Origin of the sequence: Streptomyces sp. KPB2, from assembly GCF_003950055.1 — a bacterium.
Lineage (GTDB): Bacteria > Actinomycetota > Actinomycetes > Streptomycetales > Streptomycetaceae > Streptomyces > Streptomyces salinarius.
Window position 1 is genome coordinate 3,154,706 of sequence record NZ_CP034353.1, and the last position, 25,259, is coordinate 3,179,964.

Here is a 25,259-nt window from a genome sequence, read left to right on the forward strand (position 1 = left end):
TCTTGCGCGAAACGTGGATCACCAAAGATTAGACGGCCACCATGACGGCTTGGAGAATCCGCCCGAGAACAAGCGGGGCGAACAGTCCATCCATGTTCCTTCCGGTTCCACGTAACGGTTTGGGCCCCCGACCGGGCGGCACCGGAAATTTGAGCACTCCATCGATGAACCGCTCACATGTGAAATCTTGTGGCACCCTGCGTGCATGACTCAGATCGCCATCAGCGCCGCCCGTTCCCAGCTCGGCGACCTCGTGCGCCGCGCCGCCCACGGCCGCGAGACCATCGCCCTCACCGACCACGGGCACGTGGCTGCCCTTCTGGTGTCGCCGCAGGTGATAGAGGATCTGGAGGACGCCCTGGCGGTGGCGGACTATCAGCGACGCAAGGCGGAGGGGACGCTCGGAGAAGGCACCCCCATGGCCGAGGTGCGCAGGCGGCTGGGGCTCGAGCAGAAGTGACCTACGAGATCACCTTCGAGCCACAAGCTCTCAACGCTGCCGCCCGGTCCCTCGAGGACGACCCGAGCGGCCTCGCAGTGGTGCTGGACACCATCGACAAATTGGCGGACGACCCCCGCCCAACGGGTTCGGTCCCATTTGGATCAGCCGACCTTCGACGACTGCGTATCGGTGAGTACCGGGTTCTCTACGCCATCGACGCCGCCGTCATTCGCATCCTGGTGACCCACCTCGGCCGAACCGCCTGACCCCCGCCGGGCCGGTCCTCTCAGCGCAGCAGCTTCGTCACCTGTCCCACCACCGGCACGGCGCCCAGGGACTGCGCCTGGGCGACCGGTCCGGTCAGGGCCGTCGAGGTCAGGGGCTGGAAGTCGGCGACCTTGGTGCCGACGCCGTTGTCCAGCGGGTCCACGCCGGTGCCGGCCAGCGGGTTGGGCTTGAGGTCGGCGACCGGGCCGGTGACGTAGCCGACCGTGCCGGAGACGGCCGCCAGGCCCGCCTGCGGGTCGATGTTGCCCAGCGAGGTGGGGCGGGTGTGGGCCAGGCCGGCGATCGTGTCGCCGCCGCCCTCCGCCGCGGAAGCCGTCGCCGCTCCGGCTGCCACGGCGGCCCCCACGGTCGCGAGGACGACCAGGGCGCGCTGTGCGTGCGGAGTGCGGGGGGACGCGTGTCGGGCCATCGCTGCTGCCACCTCTTGGTGTGGATTGCTACGGACTTCCCTGTTAACAGCGCACACCGTGATCAGGTCACCGCACAGCGCCATCGAGATGTGACACCCGCTGCAAAGTCCACCCGCGGGGTCTACGACAGCCGTTCGATGCCTCAGACTGGTGTCCCGTGAGCTCCCATCCGCCCATACCGACGCGAGTCGTGCTGCTCTGCGGCCCCTCCGGCTCCGGCAAGTCCCTCCTCGCCGCGCACTCCGGCCTCCCGGTGCTGCGTCTCGACGACTTCTACAAGGAGGGCACCGACCCGACGCTGCCGACGGTGCCCCAGAGCTCCGACATCGACTGGGACCACCCCGCGTCGTGGGACGCGGACGCGGCCCTGGCCGCCATCGGGGAGCTGTGCCGCACGGGGCGTACCGACGTGCCCGTCTACGACATCTCGCTGAGCGCCCGCACCGGCGAGGAGGCCGTCGACATCGGGCGGACGCCGCTGTTCCTCGCGGAGGGCATCTTCGCCGCGGAGCTGGTGGACCGCTGCCGGGAACTGGGCGTGCTGGCCGACGCGCTGTGCCTGAGCCGGGGCCCGCTGACGACCTTCCGCCGCCGGTTCCTGCGGGACCTGCGCGAGAGCCGCAAGTCGGTGCCGTTCCTGCTGCGCAGGGGCTGGCGGCTGATGCGGCTGGAGCGGTCGGTCATCGCCCGGCAGTCCGCCCTCGGCGCCCACGTGTGCGACCGGGACGAGGCGATGGGCCGCCTGGCCGCCGCGGCCGCGGGCCGGTGCGCCACCAGCCGTACGGCCGTGTAACGCCTGCCGTACGCGCGCCTGCCCCTGCTCGCACCCGCCCGGACACGCGGAAGCGGGACTGGACGGACCCCCCGGCCCTCCAGTCCCGCTCCCTTTCCACTCCCCCGTGGATCCCCCGTGATCCCCGTCCCCCGTCGTTCCCCCGTGTCCCCCGTTGTTCCCCCGTGGTGCTTCCCCGTGAGTAAGAGTCCGGGTCCCGCCCCCTGATACACCCCGGCTCGAACTTTTTTCACGGGGCCCCCGCCCCCTGCCTCAGGCGACCAGTTCGCCGAAGGCGTCCTCGCGGTCACGGCCGAAGCTGAGGACCTCGTCCTCGCGCAGCCGGCGCAGCGACCGCCAGATGCTGGACTTCACCGTGCCGACGCTGATGTCGAGGATGTCCGCGATCTCCGGGTCCGTGCGGCCCTCGTAGTAGCGCAGGACCAGCATGGTGCGCTGGAGTTCGGGGAGCCGGGCCAGCGCCTGCCACAGGACCGTGCGCAGTTCGGTGCCGCGCATCGCGTCCATGTCGCCGGGCGTCTCCGGCAGTTCCTCGGTCGGGTACTCGTTGAGCTTGCGCCGCCGCCAGGCGCTGATGTGCAGGTTGGTCATGGTGCGGCGGAGGTATCCGCCGACGGCCGCCTTGTCGCTGATCCGGTCCCACGCCCGGTAGGTCGAGAACAGCGCGCTCTGCAGCAGGTCCTCGGCCTCGAAGCGGTCGCCGGTCAGGTGGTAGGCGGTCGCGTACAGGGAGGAGCGGCGCTCCTGGACGTAGGCGGTGAACTCCGCCTCCGACAGGGAACGTCGCTCCCCCCGGTCCCCCGTGTTCCCCGTTTCCCCCGTGTTCGCGTCAACCACCGTCATGTACGCGGTGTGCTGACGCCCGGTGCCGCGAGCGCACCCCCGCCCGCTCACGGCACCGGACTTCTCGGAACCCCGGTGTGCGTGCACGTCGTGCAGACGCGTGAGCACTGCGCTGGTGTTGGTGCCCTTCAGCGTGTTCATCTCGCGCCCCCCGTCGTGGACTGCCGGTTGCTTGTGACGAAAAGCTTGCCCCGGTGACTTCATGGCCGTGTCCGCCGACTGTCACAGAGCTGTCACAGGGGTCCGTCACCGCTGCACCACCCTTCCTTCACAGGGTCCGGCCGTGTCCTGGGACCCCAACCGCACCCGCAGGTCGAACACCGGCCCCCTCATGGGCCAGAATGAGCGCGTGCCTTCCCTGTTGCTGATCGAGGACGACGACGCCATCCGCACGGCCCTGGAGCTCTCCCTGACCCGCCAGGGCCACCGGGTGGCCACCGCTGCCAGTGGTGAGGACGGTCTGAAGCTGCTGCGCGAGCAGCGGCCGGACCTGATCGTGCTGGACGTGATGCTGCCCGGCATCGACGGCTTCGAGGTGTGCCGTCGCATCCGGCGCACCGACCAGTTGCCGATCATCCTGCTGACCGCGCGCAACGACGACATCGACGTGGTCGTCGGTCTCGAGTCGGGCGCCGACGACTACGTCGTCAAACCCGTCCAGGGCCGGGTCCTCGACGCCCGGATCCGGGCCGTGCTGCGGCGCGGGGAACGGGAGTCCACCGACTCGGCGAGCTTCGGCAGCCTGGTCATCGACCGTTCGGCGATGACCGTGACGAAGAACGGCGAGGACCTCCAGCTGACGCCGACCGAGCTGCGGCTGCTGCTCGAACTGAGCCGGCGGCCCGGACAGGCGCTGTCCCGGCAGCAGTTGCTCCGGCTGGTGTGGGAGCACGACTACCTCGGCGACTCCCGGCTGGTGGACGCGTGCGTCCAGCGGCTGCGCGCCAAGGTCGAGGACGTGCCGTCGTCCCCGACCCTGATCCGTACCGTCCGGGGTGTCGGCTACCGGCTGGATCCGCCTCAGTGACCAAGGAACAACCAGGGGGTGACCGCGGCCTGGCCGCGGCTCGCAAGGGAGTCTGGTCCGGGCTGCGCTTCACCAGCCTGCGCCTGAGGCTCGTCCTCGTCTTCGGTCTGGTCGCGCTCACCGCGGCCGTGTCCGCGTCCGGTATCGCCTACTGGCTGAACCGCGAGGCGGTGCTCACCCGCACCCAGGACGCCGTGCTGCGCGACTTCGAGCAGGAGATGCAGAGCCGGGCGGGCGCGTTGCCCGAGCACCCCACGCAGGACGAGTTGCAGCACACCGCGGGGCAGATGGCCAACAGCAGCCAGCGGTTCACGGTGCTGCTGGTCGCCGAGGGCGCCGACGGCGGTGCCGTGTACGGCAGTTCGGGGGGCCTGGGCGGCTTCGCGCTGGCCGACGTGCCCGAGTCGTTGCGCGCCGCGGTGAACAAGGAGCAGAAGCTCACCTCCGCCAACAAGCACCCGTACCACCTGTACTGGCAGCGGATCACCGACGACGGCACCCCGTACCTGGTGGCCGGGACGAAGGTGATCGGCGGCGGGCCGACCGGCTACATGCTCAAGTCGCTGGAACCGGAGGCCAAGGACCTGAACTCGCTCGCCTGGTCGCTGGGGATCGCCACCGGGCTCGCCCTGCTCGGCTCCGCGCTGCTCGCGCAGGCCCTGGCGACGACCGTGCTGAAGCCGGTGCACCGGCTCGGAGTCGCGGCGCGGCGCCTGGGCGAGGGGAAGCTGGACACCCGGCTGCGCGTGTCCGGCACCGACGAACTGGCCGATCTGTCCCGCACGTTCAACAACGCCGCCGAGAACCTGGAGAAGCGGGTCGCGGACATGGCCGGCCGGGAGCAGGCCTCGCGGCGCTTCGTCGCCGACATGAGTCACGAGCTGCGTACGCCGCTGACGGCGCTCACCGCGGTGACCGAGGTGCTGGAGGAGGAGCTGGAGTACGCGGGTGAGGGCGACGGCGAGGGCGGCAGCTTCGACCCGATGGTCGAGCCCGCCGTACGGCTGGTGGTGAGCGAGACGCGGCGGCTGAACGACCTGGTGGAGAACCTGATGGAGGTCACCCGCTTCGACGCGGGCACCGCCCGGCTGGTCCTGGACGACGTGGACGTCGCCGACCAGATCACCGCCTGCATCGACGCCCGGGCCTGGCTGGACGCCGTCGACCTGGACGCCGAGCGCGGCATCCACGCCCGCCTGGACCCGCGCCGCCTGGACGTCATTCTCGCCAACCTGATCGGCAACGCGCTCAAGCACGGCGGGTCGCCGGTCAGGGTGTCGGTGACGCGGGCGGACCACGAGATCGTCATCCGGGTGCGGGACAACGGTCCCGGCATCCCCGAGGACGTCCTGCCGCACGTCTTCGACCGCTTCTACAAGGCGAGCGCCTCCCGGCCGCGCTCCGAGGGCAGCGGGCTCGGCCTGTCCATCGCCATGGAGAACGCGCACATCCACGGCGGTGAGATATCCGCCGAGAACGCGCCGGAGGGCGGCGCGATCTTCACGCTGCGGCTGCCGCAGGACCCGTCCCCGCCCGCCGGGGAGGACCGCGAGGGCACCGAGGACCAGGGCAAGGACGCGAAGGGACAGGTCTGATGACCGTACGCCGGCTGCCGGCCCTGACCGGGCTCGGAGTACTGGCCGTGCTGCTGACCGGGTGCGGCATCCGCGCCACCGAGGTGCCCACGGACTACGGTCCCGCGCCCTCCCGGGTGCGCTGCTCGCTCGCCGAGTCGGACGTGTCGACGCGGACCACCCCCGGGATGCCGGCGCGGGTGTTCCTGCTGTGCGGCTCCTCGCTGGTGGCCGTGGACCGCACGGTGCGGGTGCCGGACGGCGCGTCGGACTCCGGGCGGCGCGTGCTGGTGGCCCAGGGGCTCCTGAACGAGCTGGCGGAGCAGCCCTCGGCCGCGGAGAAGGAGGCCGGGTACACGTCGGACGTACGCCGCGGCATCACCGTGACGGGACCGCGCTCCGGCGACCCGGAGGACACGCTGCGGCTGAGCACCGACCCCGACGACCTCACCTCGTACGCCCTCGCGCAGGTCGTGTGCACCTTCTCCGACTCCGCCGCGGCCGAGGGCGACGGCTCCGTGGTCCTGGCCGGCCCCGCCGACCGGTCCGCCCGCCGCTACATCTGCACGGACGAGGTCCGGGCCCGCCCCGGCAGCAACGAACCACCGGCCGACGACGTCACGTCCGGCTGACGGCCGGCCGACGTCCACATGGGGCCGGTACGCGGCCGTACGAGGCCGGTACGCGGCCGTACGAGGCACCGCCGGGCCGTACGAGGCCGGGTGAAGGCCTGCGGGACCGGCACCGTGTAGGCCGTACGAGGGGCATGTGGCGCAAGCCTCACCCATGCGGAGCAGGGGCCCGGAACCGTGCGCGGCGTGGGCCGCGTCTAGGGGGACGTGCAGCGTCATGGGTTCCTCGGCGGCAGCGTCGCGCTCCGCATCCGTGTGACGGGAGGCGTTCTCCTCGTCGCGCATCTCGCGTTCGTCGCCTGGTACGCGCTGCGGCCACTGGACGTCCCCTGGGTGCTGCCCCCCAATCTGGAGCCCTTCGCCGGCATCCGCGCCGACCTGGCGCTGGGCGGGGTCCAGGCCGCCCGCTCGCTCGCCGGGGGGCTGGCGCTGCTGGCCCCGCTGGGGGTCCTGCTGCCGATGGCGGGCGGACGGCTGACCGTCTCGCCGCTGGCGTCCCTGCTGCGCACCACGGCCGCGGCCGCCCTGCTGTCGGTGGGCATCGAGCTGCTGCAGACCGGGGTGCCCGGCCAGGTGGTCGACATCGACTCGGTGCTGCTGAACACGGTGGGCGTGGCCCTCGCGCACCTCGTCGTCGTCCCCGCGGGCCGGGCCCGGCTCCGTCGCCGGTACCGGCAGGAGGACGTACCCCAGGAGGAGCCCGCTCAGGGTCGGACCCCGACGATTCCCAGGGTCGGTATCGCCCCGTAGAGCGACGCTTTGTTCCGTTCGTCTCCGTAGCGTGGAGGGCAGATGAAGGGGAAGCCGGAGGGCAGCCCCGCCCAGACGCTCACGAAGGAGCCGCGATGTCCCGCCTCGCCCGCCCCACCCACGGCCGCATGATCGGCGGAGTGTGCGCCGCGCTGGCCCGGCGCTTCGGCACCTCGGCCGGCACGATGCGGGTGATCTTCCTGGTCTCCTGCCTGCTGCCCGGTCCGCAGTTCCTGCTCTACCTGGCCCTGTGGATCCTGCTCCCGTCCGAGGAGAAGGCCGCCCGTACGGCCTGGTGAAAGACGTATCTCCCCTCTGGTACGCCGATGGGGCGCACCCGGCGACACCGGGCGCGCCCCTTCGGCGCGTGGGGAGGCGCGGGTCAGCCGCCGATCGGGAGGCCGTTGACCGGCAGGCCCTGGGTGGGCAGGCCCTTCAGCGGCACTCCGCCGAGCAGCTTGGCGACCGGCTCGGTCGGACCCTCGGCGAGCTGCTCGGCGACGACCTGCTCGACGACCGGCTGCGCGACGGTCAGACCGGTGCCGGCGATCCGGCGGCCCTGCTCCAGCGCGTTGCCCGCGCCGGGCGCCACCTGGGAGACGGTCTCCGCGGGCAGGGTGCGGGCGACGGAGTCCACCGTCTGCGCGGTGTCCGGGAGCTCGGGGGCCGCGGTGGCCGCGCCGGCTCCGGCGGCGGCGAAGGCGGCACCGAGGGCGGCGACACCGAGGGTCTTGGCAGCAGACTGCTTCATGGAAATGCGTCCTCGTAATGGGGTGACGGGGATGTGAGCGGTGCTCGACCGTAAACACGCTTCCCCCTCGGCGGCAAACATCGAAATGCGGACGGATCGTGAAATCCTGTCCGCGTTTTCGTATTACCGTCGCCGCCCGGTCACCCCTCGCTCTCCGCATATCCGCTGGTGGAGGCCGTCTGCTGGAACAGCCATTCGGACTTCAGCTCCGCGTAACCGGGCTTGATGACGTCATTGATCATGGCCAGTCGTTCATCGAAAGGAATGAACGCTGATTTCATCGCATTGACGGAGAACCACTGCATGTCGTCGAGCGTGTAACCGAACGCCTCGACAAGGTGCTCGAATTCCCGGCTCATGCCGGTGTGCGACATCAGCCGGTTGTCGGTGTTGACGGTGGCCCGGAAGTGCAGCCGGCGCAGCAGCCCGATGGGGTGCTCGGCGTAGGAGTCGGCGGCGCCGGTCTGGAGGTTGGAGCTGGGGCACAGCTCCAGCGGGATCCGCTTGTCCCGGACGTAGGAGGCGAGCCGCCCGAGCTTGACCGAGCCGTCCTCGTGGACCTGGATGTCGTCGATGATGCGCACCCCGTGCCCGAGCCGGTCGGCGCCGCACCACTGCAGGGCCTGCCAGATGGACGGCAACCCGAAGGCCTCGCCGGCGTGGATGGTGAAGTGGTTGTTCTCCCGCTTCAGGTACTCGAAGGCGTCCAGGTGCCGGGTGGGCGGGTAGCCGGCCTCGGCGCCGGCGATGTCGAAGCCGACGACGCCGAGATCGCGGTAGCGGTTGGCGAGTTCGGCGATCTCCAGGGAGCGGGCGGCGTGCCGCATGGCGGTGAGCAGGGCGCCGACCCGGATGCGGTGGCCGTTCTCCCGGGCGCGCCGCTCTCCTTCCCGGAAGCCCTCGTTGACGGCCTCGACGACCTCTTCGAGGGTCAGCCCCTGCTGGAGGTGCTGCTCGGGCGCGTACCGCACCTCGGCGTAGACGACGCCGTCCTCGGCGAGGTCCTCGGCGCACTCGGCGGCGACCCGGACCAGGGCGTCGCGGGTCTGCATGACGCCGACGGTGTGGGAGAAGGTCTCCAGGTACCGCTCGAGGGACCCGGAGTCGGCGGCCTGCCGGAACCAGGTGCCGAGCCGGTCGGCGTCGGTTTCCGGGAGGTCCGGGTAGCCCGTCTCGCGGGCGAGTTCGACGACCGTGCCGGGACGCAGCCCGCCGTCGAGATGGTCGTGCAGCAGAACCTTGGGCGCCCGGCGGATGTGGTCCGGCGACGGTGTCTTCGAGACCGTCGCGGTGTTCGCCGCGGCGCTCTTCTCGGTGCTCTGGCTCGTCATTTCCGCACTCTAACTCCTACGCGCGTAGAACACCGGGCGAACGCACGAACGAGCCGGCCGCCGACTCGGGCTCCCATGGGGACCTTGGTGATGAACGGGCGTAAGGGAGGTCTCAGCGAGGTGTCGCGAGTACGTCCCGGAGTACGTTCGCGAGCGTGACGCGGTCCAGTTCGTGGCGCAGGGTCTCCTCGATGCCCTCGTAGATGCTCTGCATGGCCGGCTGGATGCCGTGGCCCACGACGCATCCCTGGTCCGGGGCGGTGCGGTGCATGGCGAACAGGGGACCGGGTTCCACCGCCTCGTACACGTCGAGCAGGGTCATCGACTCCAGCTCGCGCGCCAGCGACCAGCCCGCGCCCACGCCCCGCCGGGACTCCACGAGCCCGGCCCTGCGCAGCTCGCCGAGCAGCCGCCTGATCACCACGGGGTTGGTGTTCGCGCTGGCCGCGATCTGCTCGGAGGTGGCGACCTCATGACCCTGGCGCTGATAGAGGCCGATCCAGGCCAGCGCGTGGGCGGCGATGGTCAGCCTGCTGTTGGCGCTCACGGGTTCCTCCTCTCGGCCACGACCCCCATCCTACCGCTGTCGTAACAGCGAAGGTTGCAACAGGCTGTCGTAACAATTAACGTTGCGACAGTCGATGGGATTCAACCAACGAGGTGAGAAGAATGAGCAAGCCACTCGCGGGCAAGGTCGCCCTGGTCACCGGGGGATCGCGCGGACTGGGGGCCGCGACCGTACGACTGCTGGCCGAGCAGGGCGCCGACGTCGCCTTCACCTACGTCAGCTCCGAGAAGCAGGCGCAGGCCGTCGTCGACGAGGTGCGCGGCAAGGGAGCCGAGGCCGTCGCCCTCAAGTCCGACCAGGCGGACACGAGCCGGGCGCCGGCCCTGATCGACGACGTGGTCGCGCGCTTCGGCGGCCTGGACATCCTCGTCAACAACGCGGCGATCTCGGTGGAGCAGGGCCGCACGGTGGACGACCCGGACGCCGACACCGCCGCACTGGACAGGATGCACGCCACCAACTACCTCGGCGTGATCGCCGTCGTCCGGGCCGCCGCTCGGGTGCTGCGCACGGGCGGCCGCATCATCACGGTGAGTTCCGGACTGGGCTCGCGGGTCGGCGTCCCGGGCGTTGCCGACTACTCGGCGACCAAGTCGGGCATCGAGAGGTACACCATGGGGGTCGCACGGGACCTCGGGCCCCGCGACATCACGGCCAACGTCGTGGAAGCCGGGCTGATGGACAGCGGCATGCAACCGCCGGACCCCGACACCCTCAAGGCGCTGCTCGGCTCGCTGTCCCTGCAGCGCATGGGACGCCCCGAGGAGATCGCCGCGGCGATCGCCTTCCTGGCGAGCCCCGCCGCGTCGTACGTCACGGGCGCGGTGCTGGACGCCCACGGCGGCTACAACGCCTGAACCCGAGCCCCTGCCGTGCGCCCCGGCGGACCTCGCGTCCTGTCGCCGAGGCTTTCCGCAAGGTCCCCGGTAACGATGGCTGCGCGGACGGGTTCCGTACACCGGGTCTTCTGAGAATCTTCTGCCATGACACAGCAAGCGACGCCGGTCCGTCGGGCCCGGCTGGGGCGGACGCTCGGTCCGGAGGGGACGGCGGTGAGCGGGGTGGTGCTGCTGCTCCCCGGGGGCGACGAGGTCTCCGACCGCAGACCCTCCGCCCTGCTCGCGGCCGCGTCCGTACGCGCGTTGGGGCGCAGGCTGGCACGCGCGGGCCGGGAGGAGGGGCTGGCCACGCACGTCGTGCACTACCGCTACCGCGGCTGGAACGGCGCCGAGGCGCACCTCGCCCGGGACGCCGAGTGGGCCGCCGACGAGGCGGTGCGGCGCTACGGCGACGTGCCCCTGTGTCTGCTCGGCACCGGGATGGGCGGCCGCGCGGCGCTGCGGGCGGCCGGGCACGAGGCTGTCAACTCGGTGCTGGCGATCGCCCCTTGGCTGCCGGAGGACGACGTGGCCGCGCCACCCGAACCGGTGAAGCAGCTCGCCGGGCGGCAGGTGCTGATCGTGCACGGCACGAACGACGGGCACAGCGACCCGGAGCTGTCGTTCCGGCTCGCCTCCCGGGCGAAGAAGGCGAACCGTGCCGTGTGCCGGTTCGAGGTGCACTCCGACGGCCACGGGCTGCGCCAGTACCGGGACGAAGTCGCCGCGCTGGCGGAGGACTTCGTGATGGGCGTGCTGTTCGGACAGTCCTTCTCGCGCCCCGTGGAGGACGCCCTGGCCGCTCCCCCGCCGCTGGGGCTGCGGATGCCGCTGGCGGCGGGGTTCGGGAAGTCCCTGCGGCGGTAGCACGCGTCCGCCCCGGCGCGGGAGGCTCAGGACGGCAGCAGGCTGCCCCGCCGGGACAGCAGGAACCTCTTGAACGCCGCCACGGGCGGCGTGTCCGTGCGCCCCGCCAGCCAGGCCACGCCGATCTCGCGGGCGGCGCGCGGCGCGGTGACCGTCAGTTCGACCACGCCGGGGCGGGGCACGGCGGGCGGCGGCAGCAGGGCGACGCCCAGTCCGGCCGCGACCAGGCCACGCAGCGTCTCCGCCTCCTCGCCCTCGAAGGCCACCCGGGGGCGGAAACCGGCCTCCTTGCACAGGGCGTCGGTGATGCGGCGCAGGCCGTAGCCGGGCTCCAGGGTCACGAAGTTCTCGTCGGCGGCCTCGGCGAGGCGGATGCGCCGGCGCCCGGCCAGGGAGTGGTCGGCCGGGACGACCAGGCGCAGCTTCTGCTCGTCGAGGCGGCGGGCGACCAGGTCGGGGGCGTCGGGGACCGGGGAGGTGAGGCACAGGTCCAGCTCCCCCGCGCGCAGCCGCTCCAGCATGGCCTCGCCGTAGTTCTGCACGAGGCTGAAGCGGACCCGGGGGTGGTCGGCGCGGAAGGCGTGCAGCAGGCCGGGGACGGTCTCGGCGCCCATAGTGTGCAGGAAGCCGAAGGCGACCTTGCCTGTGGCCGGGTCGGCGTCGGCGCGGACCTCGTCGGCCGCCCGCTCCACCTCGGCGAGGGCGCGCTCCACGGAGCCGAGGAAGGTGCGCCCGGCGACGGTCAGCGCGAGGGTGCGACCGCGACGCACGAACAGGTCGACGCCGAGGTCCTCCTCCAGGCGGACGAGGGCGCGCGAGAGGGTCGACTGGGGGACGTTCATCTCCTGGGCGGCCCGGGTGACGTGCTCGGTGCGGGCCACGCCGGCGAAGTGCGCGAGGCGGGGCGCGAGCAGCGCGACGATGTCTTCTGTGTCACCGGAAGGTGACAGGCGGGGCCGTGAGCTTTGCTGATGCACCATGGGAACGATTATGGCCATTCCATGCATTGGACGGATGAGTAAGGGGCTTCGTACCTTCGTGGCATGACTCCCGCCGATACCGGGGCGTCCACGGTCGTGGACGCCGCCCCCGCCGCCCCCGCGGTCCCCGACTCCACCGGCTCCTCCGACCCCTCCGACTCGCGCATGGCCCCGGGCGGCCCCGGCTACCGCCGGATGAGTTTCGCGCTGTTCCTGGCGGGCGTCGCGACCTTCGCGCTGCTCTACTCCACCCAGGCCCTGCTGCCGCTGATCTCCGGCGACCTGGGCGTCACGGCGAGCGACGCGAGCTGGACGGTGGCCGCCGCGACCGGTGGCCTCGCCCTGTTCGTGCTGCCGATGAGCGCGCTGTCGGAGCGGTTCGGCCGCCGTACGGTCATGACGGCGTCGCTGGCGGTCGCGGTGACGGTCGGGCTGCTGGTGCCCTTCGCCCCGTCGCTGCCGGCGCTGGTCGCGCTGCGGGCGGTGCAGGGCGCGGCGCTGGCCGGGCTGCCGGCCTCGGCGACGGCGTACCTGGCGGAGGAGGTGCGGCCGCGGGCGCTGGTGACCGCGATCGGCCTGTTCGTGGCGGGCAACAGCGTGGGCGGCATGAGCGGCCGGGTCATCACCGGCTGGGTCGCCCAGGAGTGGGGCTGGCGGGTGGCCGTCGGGGTCGTCGGCCTGGTCGCGGTGGCGTGCGCGGTGGCCTTCCGGCTGCTGTTGCCGGCGCCGAGGCACTTCACGCCGGGCTCGCTGCGCCCGCGGGTCCTGGTCCGCACGGTCCGCGACCACCTCGCCAACCCGCTGCTGCGCCGCCTGTACGCGATCGGCGCGCTGTTCATGACGGTGTTCGGCGGCGTCTACACGGTGATCGGCTACCGCCTGACCGAGGCGCCCTTCTCCCTCCCGCAGGGCCTGATCGGCTCGATCTTCCTGGTCTACCTGGTCGGCACGGTCTCGGCGTCGACGGCGGGCCGGCTGGTGGGCCGCCTGGGCCGCCGCGGTGCGCTCTACCTGGGTGCCGGTACGACGGCGGCGGGCCTGCTGCTGTCCCTGGCGCCGTCCCTCCCGCTGGTCCTGCTCGGCCTGGTGCTGATCACGGCGGGCTTCTTCGCCGGGCACGCGGTGGCCTCCTCGGCGGTCGGCAAGACCGCGCAGCACGGCCGCGCCCAGGCCTCGGCGCTGTACCAGTCCGCCTACTACGTGGGCTCCAGCGCGGGCAGCACGGTCGGCGCGGTGGCCTTCCACTCGGGCGGCTGGGCCGGGACGGTCGGGGTCGGGGTCCTCGCGGTGCTGGGCGTCGTGGTGATCACGGTGTCCGGGTCGCTGGCGGCGCGCCGGGCCGCGGGCACGCCGGTGAGGGCGCTGAGCCTGCCCCGCTGACCTGCGCCTTTCTTGACTGCACAGGCCATTGTCAGTCCCCTGCGGTAGCTTCCGAAGTGCGAGGCGCGAAGACGCGCACGACGGGACGCCACAGGGGTGGGTGGACGGACGATGACCAACGGCACGGTGACGCCGGAGCTGGACTCGGCGCTGGAGAAGCACCGGCCCGAGCTGACGGGGTACTGCTACCGGATGCTCGGCTCCTCCTTCGAGGCCGAGGACGCGGTGCAGGACACCCTGGTGCGCGCCTGGCGGAGCTACGACAAGTTCGAGGGCCGCTCCAGCCTGCGCTCCTGGCTGTACCGGATCGCGACCAACGTCTGCCTGGACATGCTGAGCGCGGGCAACAAGCGGGCGCGCCCGATGGACCTGACGGAGGCGACGCCGCTCGCCCAGGCCGCCCTGTCGCCGCGCCCGGACCACACCTGGCTGGAGCCGATGCCGGACGCCCGCGTGCTGCCGCAGACCGCGGACCCGGCGGAGGCCGCGGTCGCCAAGGAGTCCGTGCGGCTCGCCTTCATGGCCGCCCTGCAGCAACTGCCGCCCAAGCAGCGGGCGGTGCTGATCCTGCGCGAGGTGCTGGCGTGGAAGGCGAGCGAGGTCGCCGAGCTGCTCGGCACGTCGGTCGCCTCCGTCAACAGCGCCCTGCAGCGGGCCCGCGCGACGCTCGCCGAGCGGGCGGACCGGGGCGCCGACGCGGCGGTCTCCGACCCGCTGGACGAGGAGCAGCAGAAGCTCCTGGAGCGGTATGTCGCGGCCTTCGAGGGCTATGACATGACGGCGCTGACGGCGCTGTTGCACGAGGACGCGGTCATGACGATGCCGCCGTTCGACCTGTGGCTGGCCGGCCCGGCGGACATCACCGGCTTCATGACGACGCTCGGCGCCGCGTGCGCGGGCTCCCGGCTGCTGCGGGTGGAGGCCAACGGGCTGCCGGCCTTCGCGCACTACAAGCCGGACCCGGAGGCGGGCGGGTTCGCGCCGTGGGCGGTGCAGGTCCTGGAGATCTCAGACGGCCGCATCACCGGGTTCCACTGCTTCCTCGACACCAAGCGGTGGTTCCCGCTGTTCGACCTGCCGCTCCGTCTCGAAGCGGAGGCCGACGAGGTCCAGTAGGGCGTGCAGGGCCGGATCGGGGTCGCGCAGCCTGATCCGGCCCCCGGCCCGCCGGGCGGTGAGCTCCAGTCGGGCCAGCAGGTCGACCACGGCGAGCCCCGGCGGCCCGAGGCCGCCGACGTCGCAGACGACCACCCCGGCCCGGGTGCTTTCCAGCAGCGCGCGCACCTCGTCGCAGAACCGGGGCGTCTCCCCACGGGAGACGGGCCCCGGCAGCACGAGTACGGCGGGTGTCACGGCGTCCACGTGCGGTAGACCCGGCATGCGCCGGGAATTCATCGGTGCCGGGGCGGTCGGGGATCACATTGACCTGCGCGTGCCCTCCGGCAGGGTCGGGAACTGTTGACTCTGAGTCCGAGTGGGAACAGAGGTCCAGCTGTCGAATGCGTGACCTCGGGCGGACGTGTTCGTTGAATGGGGTGTGCGGGTCGTCTCGGCTGGGCGGGGAGGAGTGCGGTGTGAGTGGTCTGCGAGGACTTGTGGCGCCATTCGTCGTGCCGGGCCCGTCGGGGATGGCGGTGCGTACTCGGCTCAAGCAGCTCACCACCACCGACGTGGAGGTACTGCGGCAGGTGGGAGCGCATCTGGGCGCGCTGGCTTCCCGTGACCTCAAGGCGCGGTGCCGTGACGGGCTGGGGCATGATGCCGTGGCGTGGGCGGGGCGGAAACGGGAGTTGACGCCGTTGTCGTCGGCCCGGTGGGCGGGTGCGATCACCAAAGCGTCGAATGATCAGTGGGCACTGGCCCGGCGTAGTGCCCACGCGCACCTCCAGTCGTTGGACGCGGGGGTGCGGACCCTGCGGCATCGGCTGTCGCTGCCGATCGGTGAGAACGGCTCGAAGCATGCGTCGGGTGGGTATCGCAGTCGGCGGGAGTGGCACGCGAAGGCCCGGCGCCTGCATGTCCTGGAGGACCGGCTGGCACGGGCACGCGCGGAATGGGCGGCCGGGAGGGTGCACGTGGTGCGCGGCGGCAAACGGCTGGCCCGCCTCAGGCACCAACTGCCCGACGTCGGACTCACCGAGGCCGGGTGGCGTGAACGGTGGGAAGCAGCACGCTGGTTCGTGCAGGCGGATGGGGAGTCCGGCAAACGCTTCGGGAACGAGACCATCCGCATCAGCCCGGGCGGTGAGGTGTCCCTCCGGCTTCCTGGTCCGCTCGCCCATCTGGCCAACGCGGCGCACGGCCGGTATGTCCTTACCGCCCGCATCAGGTTCGCGCACCGGGGGCAGGAGTGGGCCGACCGTGTCGCGGCCAACCGGGCCGTCGCCTACCGCATACACCACGACACGATGCGGGGCCGCTGGTACGTGACCGCGTCCTGGCAGAAACCCGTCACCCACACCGTCCCCCTGGCTGCGGCATTGGCGGAGGGGGTGATCGGGGTCGACATGAACGCGACCACCTCGCCGCCTGGCGCCTGGACCTCCACGGCAACCCCGTCGGCCACCCGCGCCGCTTCGCCTACGACCTCATCGGGTCGGCAGACCATCGCGACGCGCAGGTCCGCCACGCCCTTACTCAGCTCCTGCACTGGGCCACCAGCCACGGCGTGAAGGCCATCGCCGTCGAGGACCTCGACTTCACTGCCGAGAAGACCCGGGAGAAGCACGGCCACAGGAAGCAGTTCAGGCAGTTGATCTCCGGGATGCCCACCAGTCGGCTCCGCACCCGCCTGGCTTCCATGGCTGATCGGACGGGTATCACGGTCATCGCCGTCGACCCGGCCTACACCTCGCGCTGGGGTGCCCAGCACTGGCAGAAACCCCTCACCACCTCCACCCGCAGGACGACTCGGCACGATGCGGCGAGCATCGCGGTCGGGCGACGCGCCCAGGGCTTTCCCATCCGGCGTCGGACGGCACCGCCCCGCACCCACCAGAGCGATGGACGCGGGCATCGGACCATTCAGGCCGATCGGAAGGCTCTTGGGCGTGAGGGACCCCGCCCCCGTATCCCCGGACCACGGACACGATCCGTGCCACCGGACACGGCGCGAACGCGGGCGACCAGGACACCCAACACCGTTCGGGGTGCCCGCAGCGAGCAGGGATGGGTCCAGGACTCACTCCTGCTCACTGAATAGCTACGGTTCGCTGTATGCCCCACATACCCCGTCCCGCCTCCGGGCCACCCTGCACCCGCGTCTCCGTCCGCGAGGGGGTGCCGTGCAGGGGGTGCTGACCGGCTTCGCGGTCATCGCGGTGGTGATCGGGGTGGGCTATGTGCTCGGCCTGCGCGGCCACCTCGGCCCCCAGGGCCGCGAGGTGCTGACCAAGCTGGCCTTCCACGTGGCATCGCCGGCCCTGCTGTTCACGACCCTGGCGACGGCCGACCTGTCGGTGGTCTTCTCCGCCCGGCTGCTGGTGACGGCCCTGTCGACACTGGCGGTGGCCGGCGCGTTCGTCGCGGTGGGCGTCGTACGCGGCTGGGGTGTGGGCCGTACGACCATCGGCGCGCTCTGCTCCGGTTACGTCAACTCCGGCAACCTCGGCATCCCGATCGCCGTGTACGTGCTGGGCGACGCCTCGCTGGTGGCGCCGGTGCTGCTGTTCCAGCTGGTGCTGGTGACGCCGGTGGCGGTGACGATCCTGGACCTGTCGCGCGGGGGCGGCGGGGGCACGCTGTGGCGGCGGCTGCTGACACCGCTGCGCAATCCGATCGCGCTGGGTTCGCTCGCCGGGGTCGCGGTGGCCGCGAGCGGCCTAGAGGTGCCCGACCCGGTCATGGACCCGGTGACGCTGATCGGCAACATGTCGGTCCCGGCGGTGCTGCTGGCCTTCGGCATCGGGCTGTGCGGCTCCACGATGCCGCTGCGGGGCGTGGAACGGCGGCCGGTGCTGCTCGCGGTCGCGCTGAAGGCGGTGGGCCAGCCGGCGGTGGCCTGGGCGCTGGCGTCGGGGGTCTTCGGTCTGCGGGGCTCCCAACTGCTCGACGTGGTGGTGACGTCGGCGCTCCCGGCGGCGCAGAACCTGTACACGTACGCATCGACCTACGGGGTGGGCGAGCGCCTGGCCCGGGACGCGATCCTGGTCTCGACGGTGGTGTCCGTGCCGGTGCTGGTGGGGGTGGCGACGGTGCTGGGGTGACCCCGGTCAGGCGCCCCGCGTCCCGGCGCCGGCCCGGTGGGGTCCCGGCTCATGGTCGAGCAGGGTGATGCCGAGGGCCGTCGGGCTGTGCAGCACCGTGTTCCGGTCCCGGACGGTGTCGATCAGCCGTGCCTCGCGCAGGGTGGTCGCGTGCTCGCTGGCGCTGGGCGGCGCGATTCCGAGCAGGGCGGCCAGCTCCTTGGTGGAGCAGCCCGGGTTCTCGGCGATCGCGGACAGCACGGCGGCGCGGGTCCGGCCCAGGAGTGAGGCGAGCGGTGAGCGTGCGCTGCCCGGGACGGAGCCGGACGGCGCGGCCGCCCCGGGCAGCGGGCCCGGCGACTGCTCCGTGCCCGCGGGGTAGCGCAGGACGGGTTGCGGCTCGGCATCGATGTCGACGGCCGGGGCGGCGGCGCCGAAGACCGACGGGACGAGCAGGAGTCCGCGTCCGCCGAGATGCAGGTCGCCGTCGAATCCGGACAGCATCGCGATCTCCAGGACGGGTGGGTTCCAGCGGATGCGCCGTGGCTGCAGCGAGGCCAGCATCCGGTCCATGCCGCCGCCGACGGCTTGCCGGGTCCGAAGGCCCCGGTCCGTCCCGGCCACGGCGGTCACGTGCGCCCAGTACGGGGCCAGCAGGACCGCGTGAACGTGTTCCAGGGCGTCGCAGAGCCGCCCCAGCAGGGCGGCGTCCTCGGGCAGTCGGTGCGCCCACCGCGGCAGCGGCTGCCACTCGGCCACGTGCGCCAGGTCTGCGCGGACAACGGCTCGGGGGGTGGCCCGTACCCGCTCCAGCAGTTCCTGCGCGCTCCCGTGGGCGGACGAGGTCAGGAATGTGGGTGCCCAGCCGCCGGGCGGAACGAGTTCGAGGACCATGCGCGCGCGGGGGTCCAGGGCGTCACGGACGGCGTGCCGCCACGCTCCGAAGCGGACGGGGTGGCCGGGCTCGCGCAGCGTGCGCAGCGCGGCGCTCAGCTCCAGCAGCGGGGGCGGCTCGGCCACCCGGGTGCGCGCCAGGTCTTCCAGCGTGAAGTGGATGCGGTAGACCACGGTTCCCCCGAGTCCCTCGCCCAACGGTCTCCGCCGATCCTTCTGGAATGCCGTTCTTCGGACCAGACCGAATCACGTCGAAGCGCGCCCGCGGCGGCCGGAAGCTGGGACCAGGTCGGCCGGAGCCCGCGACGGGCCCGCAGCGGCCGGCTCGGGACACCCACTCGACGAAGGAGAACCATGCGCACTCGTACGAAGCTCACCACCGTGCTCGCCTCGGGCACCCTGGCCGCCGGACTGCTGTTCGGTGGCGCGTCCAGCGCCTCGGCGGCCACGGCGCAGACCTGCTACGGCGGCGCGGTCGACTTCAGCACGACGAACAAGGTGTGGCCGGCCTACCCGCAGTGGCGGACGACCTCGACCCGCTGCGCCGACGTCAACGTGAAGGCAACCGTCGGCGCGTACGTGCAGGCGTGCTTCTACCAGGGCGCCGGCGAGCCGCACAAGTGCTACGCCAAGCGGTGGCTCTCGCAGGGCGTGTGGGACACGGCCGTGACGGACGTGCTCAACGGCAAGAAGTTCTACCTGAAGTTCGACCGCAGCACGTGGGGCAAGGTCGCCTACTGACGCACGTCGGGCCGTCGCGCCGCCGCGCGACGGCCCGGTTGCCCTGGCCGCCAGGGATCAGGCGATGCGTTCCCGCACCACCGGCGAGGCGGTGAAGGCCGTGCCCGCCGGGGCGACGTCGTACGCGCCCTCCACCGCCGCCAGCGCGTACTCGAAGCGGTCCGGGGTGTCCGTGTGGAGGGTGAGGAGGGGCTGGCCCTCGGTGACCGTGTCGCCGGGCTTGGCGTGGAGTTCGACGCCCGCGGCGGCCTGTACCGGGTCCTCCTTGCGGGCGCGGCCCGCGCCCAGGCGCCAGGCGGCGACGCCGATGTCGTAGGCGTCGAGACGGGTCAGGACGCCGGAGGCGCCCGCCTTCACCACGTGCTGTTCCTTCGAGGTGGGCAGAGCGGCGTCCGGGTCGCCGCCCTGGGCCGCGATCATGCGGCGCCAGACGTCCATCGCGGAGCCGTCGGCCAGCGCCTTCGCCGGGTCGGCGTCCTTCAGGCCTGCGGCGTCGAGCATTTCGCGGGCCAGGGCGAGGGTCAGCTCGACCACGTCGGAGGGGCCGCCGCCGGCCAGGACCTCGACGGACTCGCGGACCTCCAGGGCGTTGCCCGCGGTCAGGCCGAGGGGCGTGGCCATGTCGGTGAGCAGGGAGACGGTCTTCACGCCGTGGTCGGTGCCGAGGCCGACCATGGTGGAGGCCAGCTCACGGGCGTCCTCGATCGTCTTCATGAAGGCGCCGGAGCCGACCTTCACGTCCAGGACCAGCGAGCCGGTGCCCTCGGCGATCTTCTTGGACATGATGGAGGAGGCGATGAGCGGGATCGCCTCGACCGTGCCCGTGACGTCGCGCAGCGCGTAGAGCTTCTTGTCGGCGGGCGCGAGACCGTCGCCCGCCGCGCAGATCACCGCGCCCGTGGTGTCCAGGACGTCCAGCATCTCCTCGTTGGAGAGCAGGGCGCGCCAGCCGGGGATGGACTCCAGCTTGTCCAGGGTGCCGCCGGTGTGGCCGAGGCCGCGGCCGGAGAGCTGCGGGACGGCCGCGCCGCACGCCGCCACCAGGGGCGCCAGCGGCAGCGTGATCTTGTCGCCGACGCCGCCCGTGGAGTGCTTGTCGGCGGTCGGGCGGGACAGGGACGAGAAGTCCATGCGCTCGCCCGAGGCGATCATCGCGGCCGTCCAGCGGGCGATCTCGCCGCGGTTCATGCCGTTGAGCAGGATCGCCATCGCGAGCGAGGACATCTGCTCGTCGGCCACCTCACCGCGCGTGTAGGCGTCGATGACCCAGTCGATCTGCTCACCGGTCAGCTCGCCGCGGTCCCGCTTGGTGCGGATGACTGAGATGACGTCCATGGCCATGTCTGGCTTTCCTAACGCGAGTTGCTACTTGGTGAGGTGGTCGGGGCCGAAGGCCTGCGGGAGCATCCGGGACAGGGGCAGGATCCCCTCCGGGGTCTCGAGCAGCAGCTCCGGGCCGCCGAACTCGTACAGGAGCTGCCGGCAGCGCCCGCAGGGGACGAGGACGTCGCCCGCGCCGTCGACGCAGACGAAGTGCGTCAGCCGGCCGCCGCCGGTCAGCTGGAGCTGGGAGACGAGCCCGCACTCGGCGCACAGGCCGATGCCGTAGCTGGCGTTCTCCACGTTGCACCCGGTGACGGTGCGGCCGTCGTCGACCAGGGCGGCGGCGCCCACGGCGTACCCGGAGTAGGGGGCGTAGGCCCGGGCCATCGCCTCCCGTGCCGTCGTGCGCAGCGCGCCCCAGTCGACGTCGGTCATTTGCCCTGTCCCTTCCGGTACTGCATGCCGTCCGCCTTGGGCATCCGCAGCCGTTGCGCGGACAGCGCGAGGACGACGAGCGTGACGACGTACGGCGTGGCGGAGACGACCTGGTTGGGGACCTCGTTGGTGCCGGCGTACCAGGCGAAGACCAGGGCGCCGATGACGAAGGTGATCGCGGCCTTGACGTACTTCTTGCGGATCGCCAGCCAGATGGCGCCGGCGACCAGCAGCAGCGCGCCGAGCAGCAGCAGGGCGTGCACGTTGGCGGAGCCGCCGCGCAGGTTGAGGCTGTCGGTGTAGCCGAAGAGGCCGGCGCCGATGGCGAGGCCGCCCGGCATCCAGTTGCCGAAGATCATCGCGGCGAGGCCGATGTAGCCGCGGCCGCTGGTCTGCCCCTCCAGGTAGAAGGGGTTGGCCACGATGGACAGGAAGACGCCGCCGAGGCCGGCCAGGCCGCCGGAGATGATCACGGCGAGGTACTTGTACTTGTAGACGTTGACGCCGAGGGACTCGGCCGCGATCGGGTTCTCGCCGCAGGAGCGCAGCCGCAGGCCGAACGGGGTGCGCCACAGGATCCACCAGGTGGCGGGGATCAGGGCGACCGCGAGCAGGGTGAGCCAGGAGACGTCGGTGACCAGGCCGCCGAGCAGCCCCGCGATGTCCGAGACGAAGAACCAGTGCTGGTCGTTGAGGCTCTCCAGCCAGTCCGACAGCCCCGGGATCGAGAAGTGGCCGAGGGAGTCGACCGGCGGGGACTGCTTGGCCGAGCCGCCCTGGTGGCCCTCGAAGGCGAGCGGCGCGAGGTAGCGGGTGGCGCCGAGGGCGAGGATGTTGATGGCCACACCGGAGACGATGTGGTTGACGTTGAAGGTGATCGTCACGACGGCGTGCAGCAGGCCGCCGAGGCAGCCGCCGATGATGCCGACGAGCACGCCGGTCCACGGGCCCCACTGGAAGCCGGCCCAGGCACCGAACCAGGTGCCGAGGATCATCATGCCCTCGAGGCCGATGTTGACGACGCCCGCGCGCTCGGCCCACAGGCCGCCGAGACCGGCGAGGCCGATCGGCACGGCGAGCTGGAGCGCGGTGGACATCTGGCTGACGTTGGTGATGCCGTTGGCGCCGGTGATCAGGCGCACGATCGAGGTCAGCGCCAGGGCTCCGGCGATGACCAGGAGCAGCACGGGCCACGACATGCGGCGGCCGGTCCGTGGCGCGTGCTCCAGCGAGGGCTGGTTGACGTCGGTCGCTGTGGTCGGAGCGGTCATCGGCCGGCCACCTCCTTCTTCGAGTTGTCGGTGGCGCCGAGGACGTGACCGGCGGCCAGCTCCGCGCCGACGCGGCGCTGCTGGCGGCGCAGGCCCCACTCACGGACGGCCTCGTAGGAGACGACGACCGAGAGGACGATCAGGCCCTGCATGATGACCGCGATCTCCTTGTCGAAGCCGTGGTAGTCGAGCTCGGGCGAGGCCTTGTCGAGCCAGGCCCACAGCAGGGAGGCGAAGGCGATACCGACCGGGCTGTTGCGGCCGAGGAGGGCGATGCCGATACCGAGGAAGCCGACCCCGGTGGGGAAGTTGAGGCTGTAGGTGTGGGTGTCGCCCATCAGGATGGGCAGGCCCGCGAGACCGGCGAGGCCGCCGGAGATGAGCATCGCGGTGAGCACCATGCGCTTGGGGTCGACGCCGCTGGCCGCCGCGGCGGACTCGGAGGCACCGGAGGCGCGCAGGTCGAAGCCGAAGCGGGTGCGGTTGAGGACGACCCAATAGCCGATGCCGAGGAGCGCGGCGAGGATCACCAGGCCGTAGATCTCGCCGGCGGCGCCCATGTCGAGGCCGGGGATCCAGCCGGACTCGTGCATCTCGCCGGTGGTGCTGTTGTTGCCGACCTTGACGCCGAAGACGTCCGGCTTCCACATGTAGACGATGAGCGAGGTGGCGATCGCGTTGAGCATGATCGTCGCGACGACCTCGCTGACGCCGCGGGTGACCTTGAGGACGCCGGCGATGCCGGACCAGAAGGCGCCGGTGAGGACGGCGGTCAGGAGCAGCAGCGGGACCTGGAGGAACGCCGGCAGGTTCGCGTGGGCACCGACGACGGCGGCCATGAAGGCACCGAGCTGGTACTGGCCGTCGACGCCGATGTTGAACAGGTTCATCCGGAAGCCGATGGCCACCGCGAGGGCCGCGATGTAGTACAGCGAGGCCTGGTTGATGATCAGGACCTGGATGTCGGAGAATCCGGCCTGCTCGAGCATGAGGGCGAACGGTTCGACCGGGTTCTTGCCCGAGGCGATCAGGACGATCGCGCTGAGCACGAAGGCCACGGCGAGCGCGATGACCGGTCCGGCCACCGCGAGGAGCACGCGCTCCTTGTCGAACTTCTTCATCAGCGGGCCTCGTCTTCCGGAGACTCGGGGGACGCGGGCGACGCGGGGGGCGCCGCGGACTTCGGGGAGCCGGTCGCGCCGCCCGGGGTCTCGGCGGTCTCTTCGTCTTCCAGGTGTCCGGAGGCGGCGCCGGTCATCGCCGAGCCGAGCGCCTCGGGGGTGATGGTGGCCGGGTCGGCGTCCGCGACCAGCTTGCCGTCGTAGATCACGCGGAGGGTGTCGGACAGGCCGATCAGCTCGTCCAGGTCGGCGGAGATCAGCAGCACGGCCAGGCCCTCGCGGCGGGCCTCGCGGATGTGGTCCCAGATCGCGGCCTGCGCGCCGACGTCCACGCCGCGGGTGGGGTGGGCGGCGATGAGGAAGCGCGGGTTGTGGCTCATCTCGCGGCCGACGATCAGCTTCTGCTGGTTGCCGCCGGACAGCGAGGCCGCGGTGACGTCGATGCCGGGGGTGCGCACGTCGTACGTCTCGACGATGCGGCGGGTGTCCTGCTGGGCGCTCTTCAGGTCCAGCCAGACGCCCTTGTTGTTGGGCTTCTCGGTGACGTGGCCGAGGATGCGGTTCTCCCAGAGGGGGGCCTCCAGGAGCAGGCCGTGGCGGTGGCGGTCCTCGGGGATGTAGCCGACGCCCTGTTCGCGGCGCTTGCGGGTGGGCAGCGCGGTGATGTCCTGGTCGAGGAAGCGGATGGTGCCGGAGTCGGCGTGGCGCAGGCCGATGAGCGCGTCGACCAGCTCGGTCTGGCCGTTGCCCTCGACGCCGGCGATGCCCAGCACTTCACCGGCGTGGATGGTGAAGGAGATGTCGTCGAGGAGGGCCTTGCCGCTCGGGGCGGCCAGGCGCAGCGCGTCGACGGTGAGGACCGGGCGGTCGGTGACCGTGGACTCGGCCGTCTCGGGGGTGGGCAGCTCGCTGCCGACCATCAGCTCGGCGAGCTGGCGGGGCGTGGTCTCGGCGGGGACGGCCGTACCGACGGTGGTGCCGCGGCGGATGACGGTGATCTCGTCGGCGACCGAGAGGACCTCGCCCAGCTTGTGGGAGATGAAGATGACCGAGAGGCCCTCGGCCTTCAGCTCGCGCAGGTTGTCGAAGAGGGCGTCCACCTCCTGCGGCACCAGGACGGCCGTGGGCTCGTCGAGGATCAGCGTGCGGGCGCCGCGGTAGAGGACCTTGAGGATCTCCACGCGCTGGCGGGCGGCGACGCCCAGCTCCTCGACCAGGACGTCGGGGCGCACGCCGAGGCCGTAGCGGTCGGAGAGTTCCTTGATCTTGCGGCGGGCCCTGGCGCCGATGCCGTACAGCTTCTCGCTGCCGAGGACCACGTTCTCCAGGACCGTGAGGTTGTCGGCGAGCATGAAGTGCTGGTGGACCATGCCGATGCCGCGCACGATGGCGTCGGCGGGCGAGGAGAAGGAGACCTTCTCGCCGTCGACCGCGATGGTGCCCTCGTCCGGCTTCTGCATGCCGTAGAGGATCTTCATCAGCGTCGACTTGCCGGCGCCGTTCTCGCCGACGAGGGCGTGGACGGTGCCCTTGCGGACGGTGAGGTGGATGTCGTGGTTGGCCACGACTCCGGGGAAACGCTTGGTGATTCCGGCGAGTTCGACGGCGGTCACCGGTTCGTTGACCGCCGCTTTCGCCGGAGGGCTGCTGGACGCGTTGATGGCGCACTCTCCTGGGGACGGGGGCCGTCTACGCGCGTAGCGCCCCTACGGCATCTAAAAGCGGCGGCGGCGCATCGACGCGACGGGGTACGGGGAGGGCGCCTTCCGGGCCGCT

Annotated in this window: 27 protein-coding genes and 1 pseudogene; 15 read left to right on the forward strand and 13 right to left on the reverse strand. The window is 71.8% G+C overall.

What is annotated here, in order from left to right; all coding sequences use genetic code 11:
• Positions 1 to 205: 205 nt before the first annotated feature.
• Together D1J63_RS13660 and D1J63_RS13665 are read left to right on the forward strand one after the other, a co-directional pair.
• The gene (locus D1J63_RS13660; protein WP_125629091.1) at positions 206 to 460 is read left to right on the forward strand and encodes a type II toxin-antitoxin system Phd/YefM family antitoxin; all 255 of its coding nucleotides are present in this window, start codon (positions 206 to 208) and stop codon (positions 458 to 460) included.
• Positions 457 to 708, forward strand: a complete 252-nt coding sequence (locus D1J63_RS13665; protein WP_125629092.1) for a type II toxin-antitoxin system RelE/ParE family toxin — start codon at positions 457 to 459, stop codon at positions 706 to 708. Before D1J63_RS13660 ends, D1J63_RS13665 begins: the two co-directional genes overlap by 4 nt.
• Positions 709 to 728: 20 nt before the next feature.
• On the opposite strand, the gene D1J63_RS13670 is transcribed toward D1J63_RS13665, so the two are convergent.
• Positions 729 to 1,139 carry a hypothetical protein gene (locus D1J63_RS13670; RefSeq protein WP_125629093.1) on the reverse strand — a complete coding sequence of 137 codons (411 nt, stop codon included), beginning with the start codon at positions 1,137 to 1,139 and terminating at the stop codon, positions 729 to 731.
• A 158-nt stretch (positions 1,140 to 1,297) separates the two neighbouring features.
• On the opposite strand from D1J63_RS13670, the gene D1J63_RS13675 reads away from it, so the two are divergent.
• Complete coding sequence (locus D1J63_RS13675; RefSeq protein WP_240798722.1) at positions 1,298 to 1,933, forward strand: uridine kinase; 636 nt, start codon at positions 1,298 to 1,300, stop codon at positions 1,931 to 1,933.
• 252 nt (positions 1,934 to 2,185) lie between these two features.
• Here D1J63_RS13675 and D1J63_RS13680 read toward each other — a convergent pair whose 3' ends face one another.
• The gene (locus tag D1J63_RS13680) at positions 2,186 to 2,917 is read right to left on the reverse strand and encodes a SigE family RNA polymerase sigma factor (RefSeq protein ID WP_164411741.1); all 732 of its coding nucleotides are present in this window, start codon (positions 2,915 to 2,917) and stop codon (positions 2,186 to 2,188) included.
• 208 nt (positions 2,918 to 3,125) lie between these two features.
• On the opposite strand from D1J63_RS13680, the gene afsQ1 reads away from it, so the two are divergent.
• The 5 genes from afsQ1 to D1J63_RS13705 all read left to right on the forward strand — a co-directional run bounded on the left by afsQ1 (position 3,126) and on the right by D1J63_RS13705 (position 7,058).
• Complete coding sequence (afsQ1, locus tag D1J63_RS13685) at positions 3,126 to 3,803, forward strand: two-component system response regulator AfsQ1 (protein WP_003974066.1); 678 nt, start codon at positions 3,126 to 3,128, stop codon at positions 3,801 to 3,803.
• Entirely contained in the window at positions 3,800 to 5,398 is a 1,599-nt protein-coding gene (afsQ2, locus tag D1J63_RS13690; protein ID WP_102932044.1) for a two-component system sensor histidine kinase AfsQ2, read from the forward strand. Before afsQ1 ends, afsQ2 begins: the two co-directional genes overlap by 4 nt.
• Positions 5,398 to 6,009, forward strand: coding sequence for a hypothetical protein (locus tag D1J63_RS13695; RefSeq protein WP_125629094.1), 612 nt, complete (start codon positions 5,398 to 5,400; stop codon positions 6,007 to 6,009). Before afsQ2 ends, D1J63_RS13695 begins: the two co-directional genes overlap by 1 nt.
• A 207-nt stretch (positions 6,010 to 6,216) precedes the next feature.
• The gene (locus D1J63_RS13700; protein ID WP_102932042.1) at positions 6,217 to 6,759 is read left to right on the forward strand and encodes a VanZ family protein; all 543 of its coding nucleotides are present in this window, start codon (positions 6,217 to 6,219) and stop codon (positions 6,757 to 6,759) included.
• Between the two features lie 95 nt (positions 6,760 to 6,854).
• The gene (locus tag D1J63_RS13705; RefSeq protein ID WP_061442869.1) at positions 6,855 to 7,058 is read left to right on the forward strand and encodes a PspC domain-containing protein; all 204 of its coding nucleotides are present in this window, start codon (positions 6,855 to 6,857) and stop codon (positions 7,056 to 7,058) included.
• Positions 7,059 to 7,141: 83 nt separating this feature from the next.
• On the opposite strand, the gene D1J63_RS13710 is transcribed toward D1J63_RS13705, so the two are convergent.
• From D1J63_RS13710 to D1J63_RS13720, 3 genes are all read right to left on the reverse strand, one after another.
• A complete protein-coding gene (locus tag D1J63_RS13710) occupies positions 7,142 to 7,510 on the reverse strand; it encodes a hypothetical protein (RefSeq protein WP_061442870.1) in 369 nt (122 codons plus the stop codon).
• 140 nt (positions 7,511 to 7,650) lie between these two features.
• Positions 7,651 to 8,841, reverse strand: a complete 1,191-nt coding sequence (locus tag D1J63_RS13715; RefSeq protein WP_125629095.1) for an adenosine deaminase — start codon at positions 8,839 to 8,841, stop codon at positions 7,651 to 7,653.
• Positions 8,842 to 8,953: 112 nt separating this feature from the next.
• Positions 8,954 to 9,388, reverse strand: a complete 435-nt coding sequence (locus tag D1J63_RS13720) for an Rrf2 family transcriptional regulator (protein ID WP_125629096.1) — start codon at positions 9,386 to 9,388, stop codon at positions 8,954 to 8,956.
• Positions 9,389 to 9,510: 122 nt separating this feature from the next.
• Here D1J63_RS13720 and D1J63_RS13725 point away from each other — a divergent pair, with 122 nt between their 5' ends.
• Together D1J63_RS13725 and D1J63_RS13730 are read left to right on the forward strand one after the other, a co-directional pair.
• Positions 9,511 to 10,266, forward strand: coding sequence for an SDR family oxidoreductase (locus D1J63_RS13725; protein WP_102932039.1), 756 nt, complete (start codon positions 9,511 to 9,513; stop codon positions 10,264 to 10,266).
• Between the two features lie 126 nt (positions 10,267 to 10,392).
• Entirely contained in the window at positions 10,393 to 11,154 is a 762-nt protein-coding gene (locus tag D1J63_RS13730) for an alpha/beta hydrolase (protein ID WP_102932038.1), read from the forward strand.
• Positions 11,155 to 11,180: 26 nt separating this feature from the next.
• Here D1J63_RS13730 and D1J63_RS13735 read toward each other — a convergent pair whose 3' ends face one another.
• Complete coding sequence (locus tag D1J63_RS13735; RefSeq protein WP_125629097.1) at positions 11,181 to 12,134, reverse strand: LysR family transcriptional regulator; 954 nt, start codon at positions 12,132 to 12,134, stop codon at positions 11,181 to 11,183.
• A 63-nt stretch (positions 12,135 to 12,197) separates the two neighbouring features.
• Here D1J63_RS13735 and D1J63_RS13740 point away from each other — a divergent pair, with 63 nt between their 5' ends.
• Positions 12,198 to 13,514, forward strand: a complete 1,317-nt coding sequence (locus D1J63_RS13740; RefSeq protein WP_125629098.1) for an MFS transporter — start codon at positions 12,198 to 12,200, stop codon at positions 13,512 to 13,514.
• A gap of 111 nt (positions 13,515 to 13,625) precedes the next feature.
• Entirely contained in the window at positions 13,626 to 14,630 is a 1,005-nt protein-coding gene (locus D1J63_RS13745) for a sigma-70 family RNA polymerase sigma factor (RefSeq protein WP_125629099.1), read from the forward strand.
• Here the strand turns inward: D1J63_RS13745 and D1J63_RS13750 are convergent.
• Positions 14,523 to 14,894, reverse strand: coding sequence for an STAS domain-containing protein (locus tag D1J63_RS13750; RefSeq protein WP_102932034.1), 372 nt, complete (start codon positions 14,892 to 14,894; stop codon positions 14,523 to 14,525). The genes D1J63_RS13745 and D1J63_RS13750 overlap by 108 nt on opposite strands.
• A 194-nt stretch (positions 14,895 to 15,088) precedes the next feature.
• Here D1J63_RS13750 and D1J63_RS13755 point away from each other — a divergent pair.
• Both D1J63_RS13755 and D1J63_RS13760 read left to right on the forward strand, forming a co-directional pair.
• Positions 15,089 to 16,716, forward strand: a pseudogene (locus D1J63_RS13755) (IS200/IS605 family accessory protein TnpB-related protein).
• Between the two features lie 82 nt (positions 16,717 to 16,798).
• The gene (locus D1J63_RS13760; protein WP_125629100.1) at positions 16,799 to 17,719 is read left to right on the forward strand and encodes an AEC family transporter; all 921 of its coding nucleotides are present in this window, start codon (positions 16,799 to 16,801) and stop codon (positions 17,717 to 17,719) included.
• Positions 17,720 to 17,725: 6 nt separating this feature from the next.
• Here D1J63_RS13760 and D1J63_RS13765 read toward each other — a convergent pair whose 3' ends face one another.
• Positions 17,726 to 18,790 (reverse strand): MarR family transcriptional regulator, encoded by a 1,065-nt coding sequence (locus tag D1J63_RS13765; protein ID WP_232250178.1) that lies wholly within the window; start codon positions 18,788 to 18,790, stop codon positions 17,726 to 17,728.
• 156 nt (positions 18,791 to 18,946) lie between these two features.
• Here D1J63_RS13765 and D1J63_RS13770 point away from each other — a divergent pair, with 156 nt between their 5' ends.
• A complete protein-coding gene (locus D1J63_RS13770; RefSeq protein WP_125629101.1) occupies positions 18,947 to 19,333 on the forward strand; it encodes a hypothetical protein in 387 nt (128 codons plus the stop codon).
• Positions 19,334 to 19,390: 57 nt separating this feature from the next.
• Here D1J63_RS13770 and D1J63_RS13775 read toward each other — a convergent pair whose 3' ends face one another.
• From D1J63_RS13775 to D1J63_RS13795, 5 genes are read right to left on the reverse strand one after another with little or no spacing between them, the layout of a single operon-like run.
• The gene (locus D1J63_RS13775; RefSeq protein WP_197924833.1) at positions 19,391 to 20,668 is read right to left on the reverse strand and encodes a thymidine phosphorylase; all 1,278 of its coding nucleotides are present in this window, start codon (positions 20,666 to 20,668) and stop codon (positions 19,391 to 19,393) included.
• Positions 20,669 to 20,698: 30 nt separating this feature from the next.
• The gene (locus D1J63_RS13780; protein WP_061442880.1) at positions 20,699 to 21,091 is read right to left on the reverse strand and encodes a cytidine deaminase; all 393 of its coding nucleotides are present in this window, start codon (positions 21,089 to 21,091) and stop codon (positions 20,699 to 20,701) included.
• The gene (locus D1J63_RS13785; RefSeq protein WP_102932030.1) at positions 21,088 to 22,362 is read right to left on the reverse strand and encodes an ABC transporter permease; all 1,275 of its coding nucleotides are present in this window, start codon (positions 22,360 to 22,362) and stop codon (positions 21,088 to 21,090) included. The genes D1J63_RS13780 and D1J63_RS13785 overlap by 4 nt, the downstream gene beginning before the upstream one ends.
• On the reverse strand, positions 22,359 to 23,483 hold the full coding sequence (locus D1J63_RS13790; RefSeq protein ID WP_125629103.1) for an ABC transporter permease: 1,125 nt from the start codon (positions 23,481 to 23,483) through the stop codon (positions 22,359 to 22,361). The genes D1J63_RS13785 and D1J63_RS13790 overlap by 4 nt, the downstream gene beginning before the upstream one ends.
• Complete coding sequence (locus D1J63_RS13795; RefSeq protein WP_125629104.1) at positions 23,483 to 25,096, reverse strand: ABC transporter ATP-binding protein; 1,614 nt, start codon at positions 25,094 to 25,096, stop codon at positions 23,483 to 23,485. Before D1J63_RS13795 ends, D1J63_RS13790 begins: the two co-directional genes overlap by 1 nt.
• Positions 25,097 to 25,259: the final 163 nt, after the last annotated feature.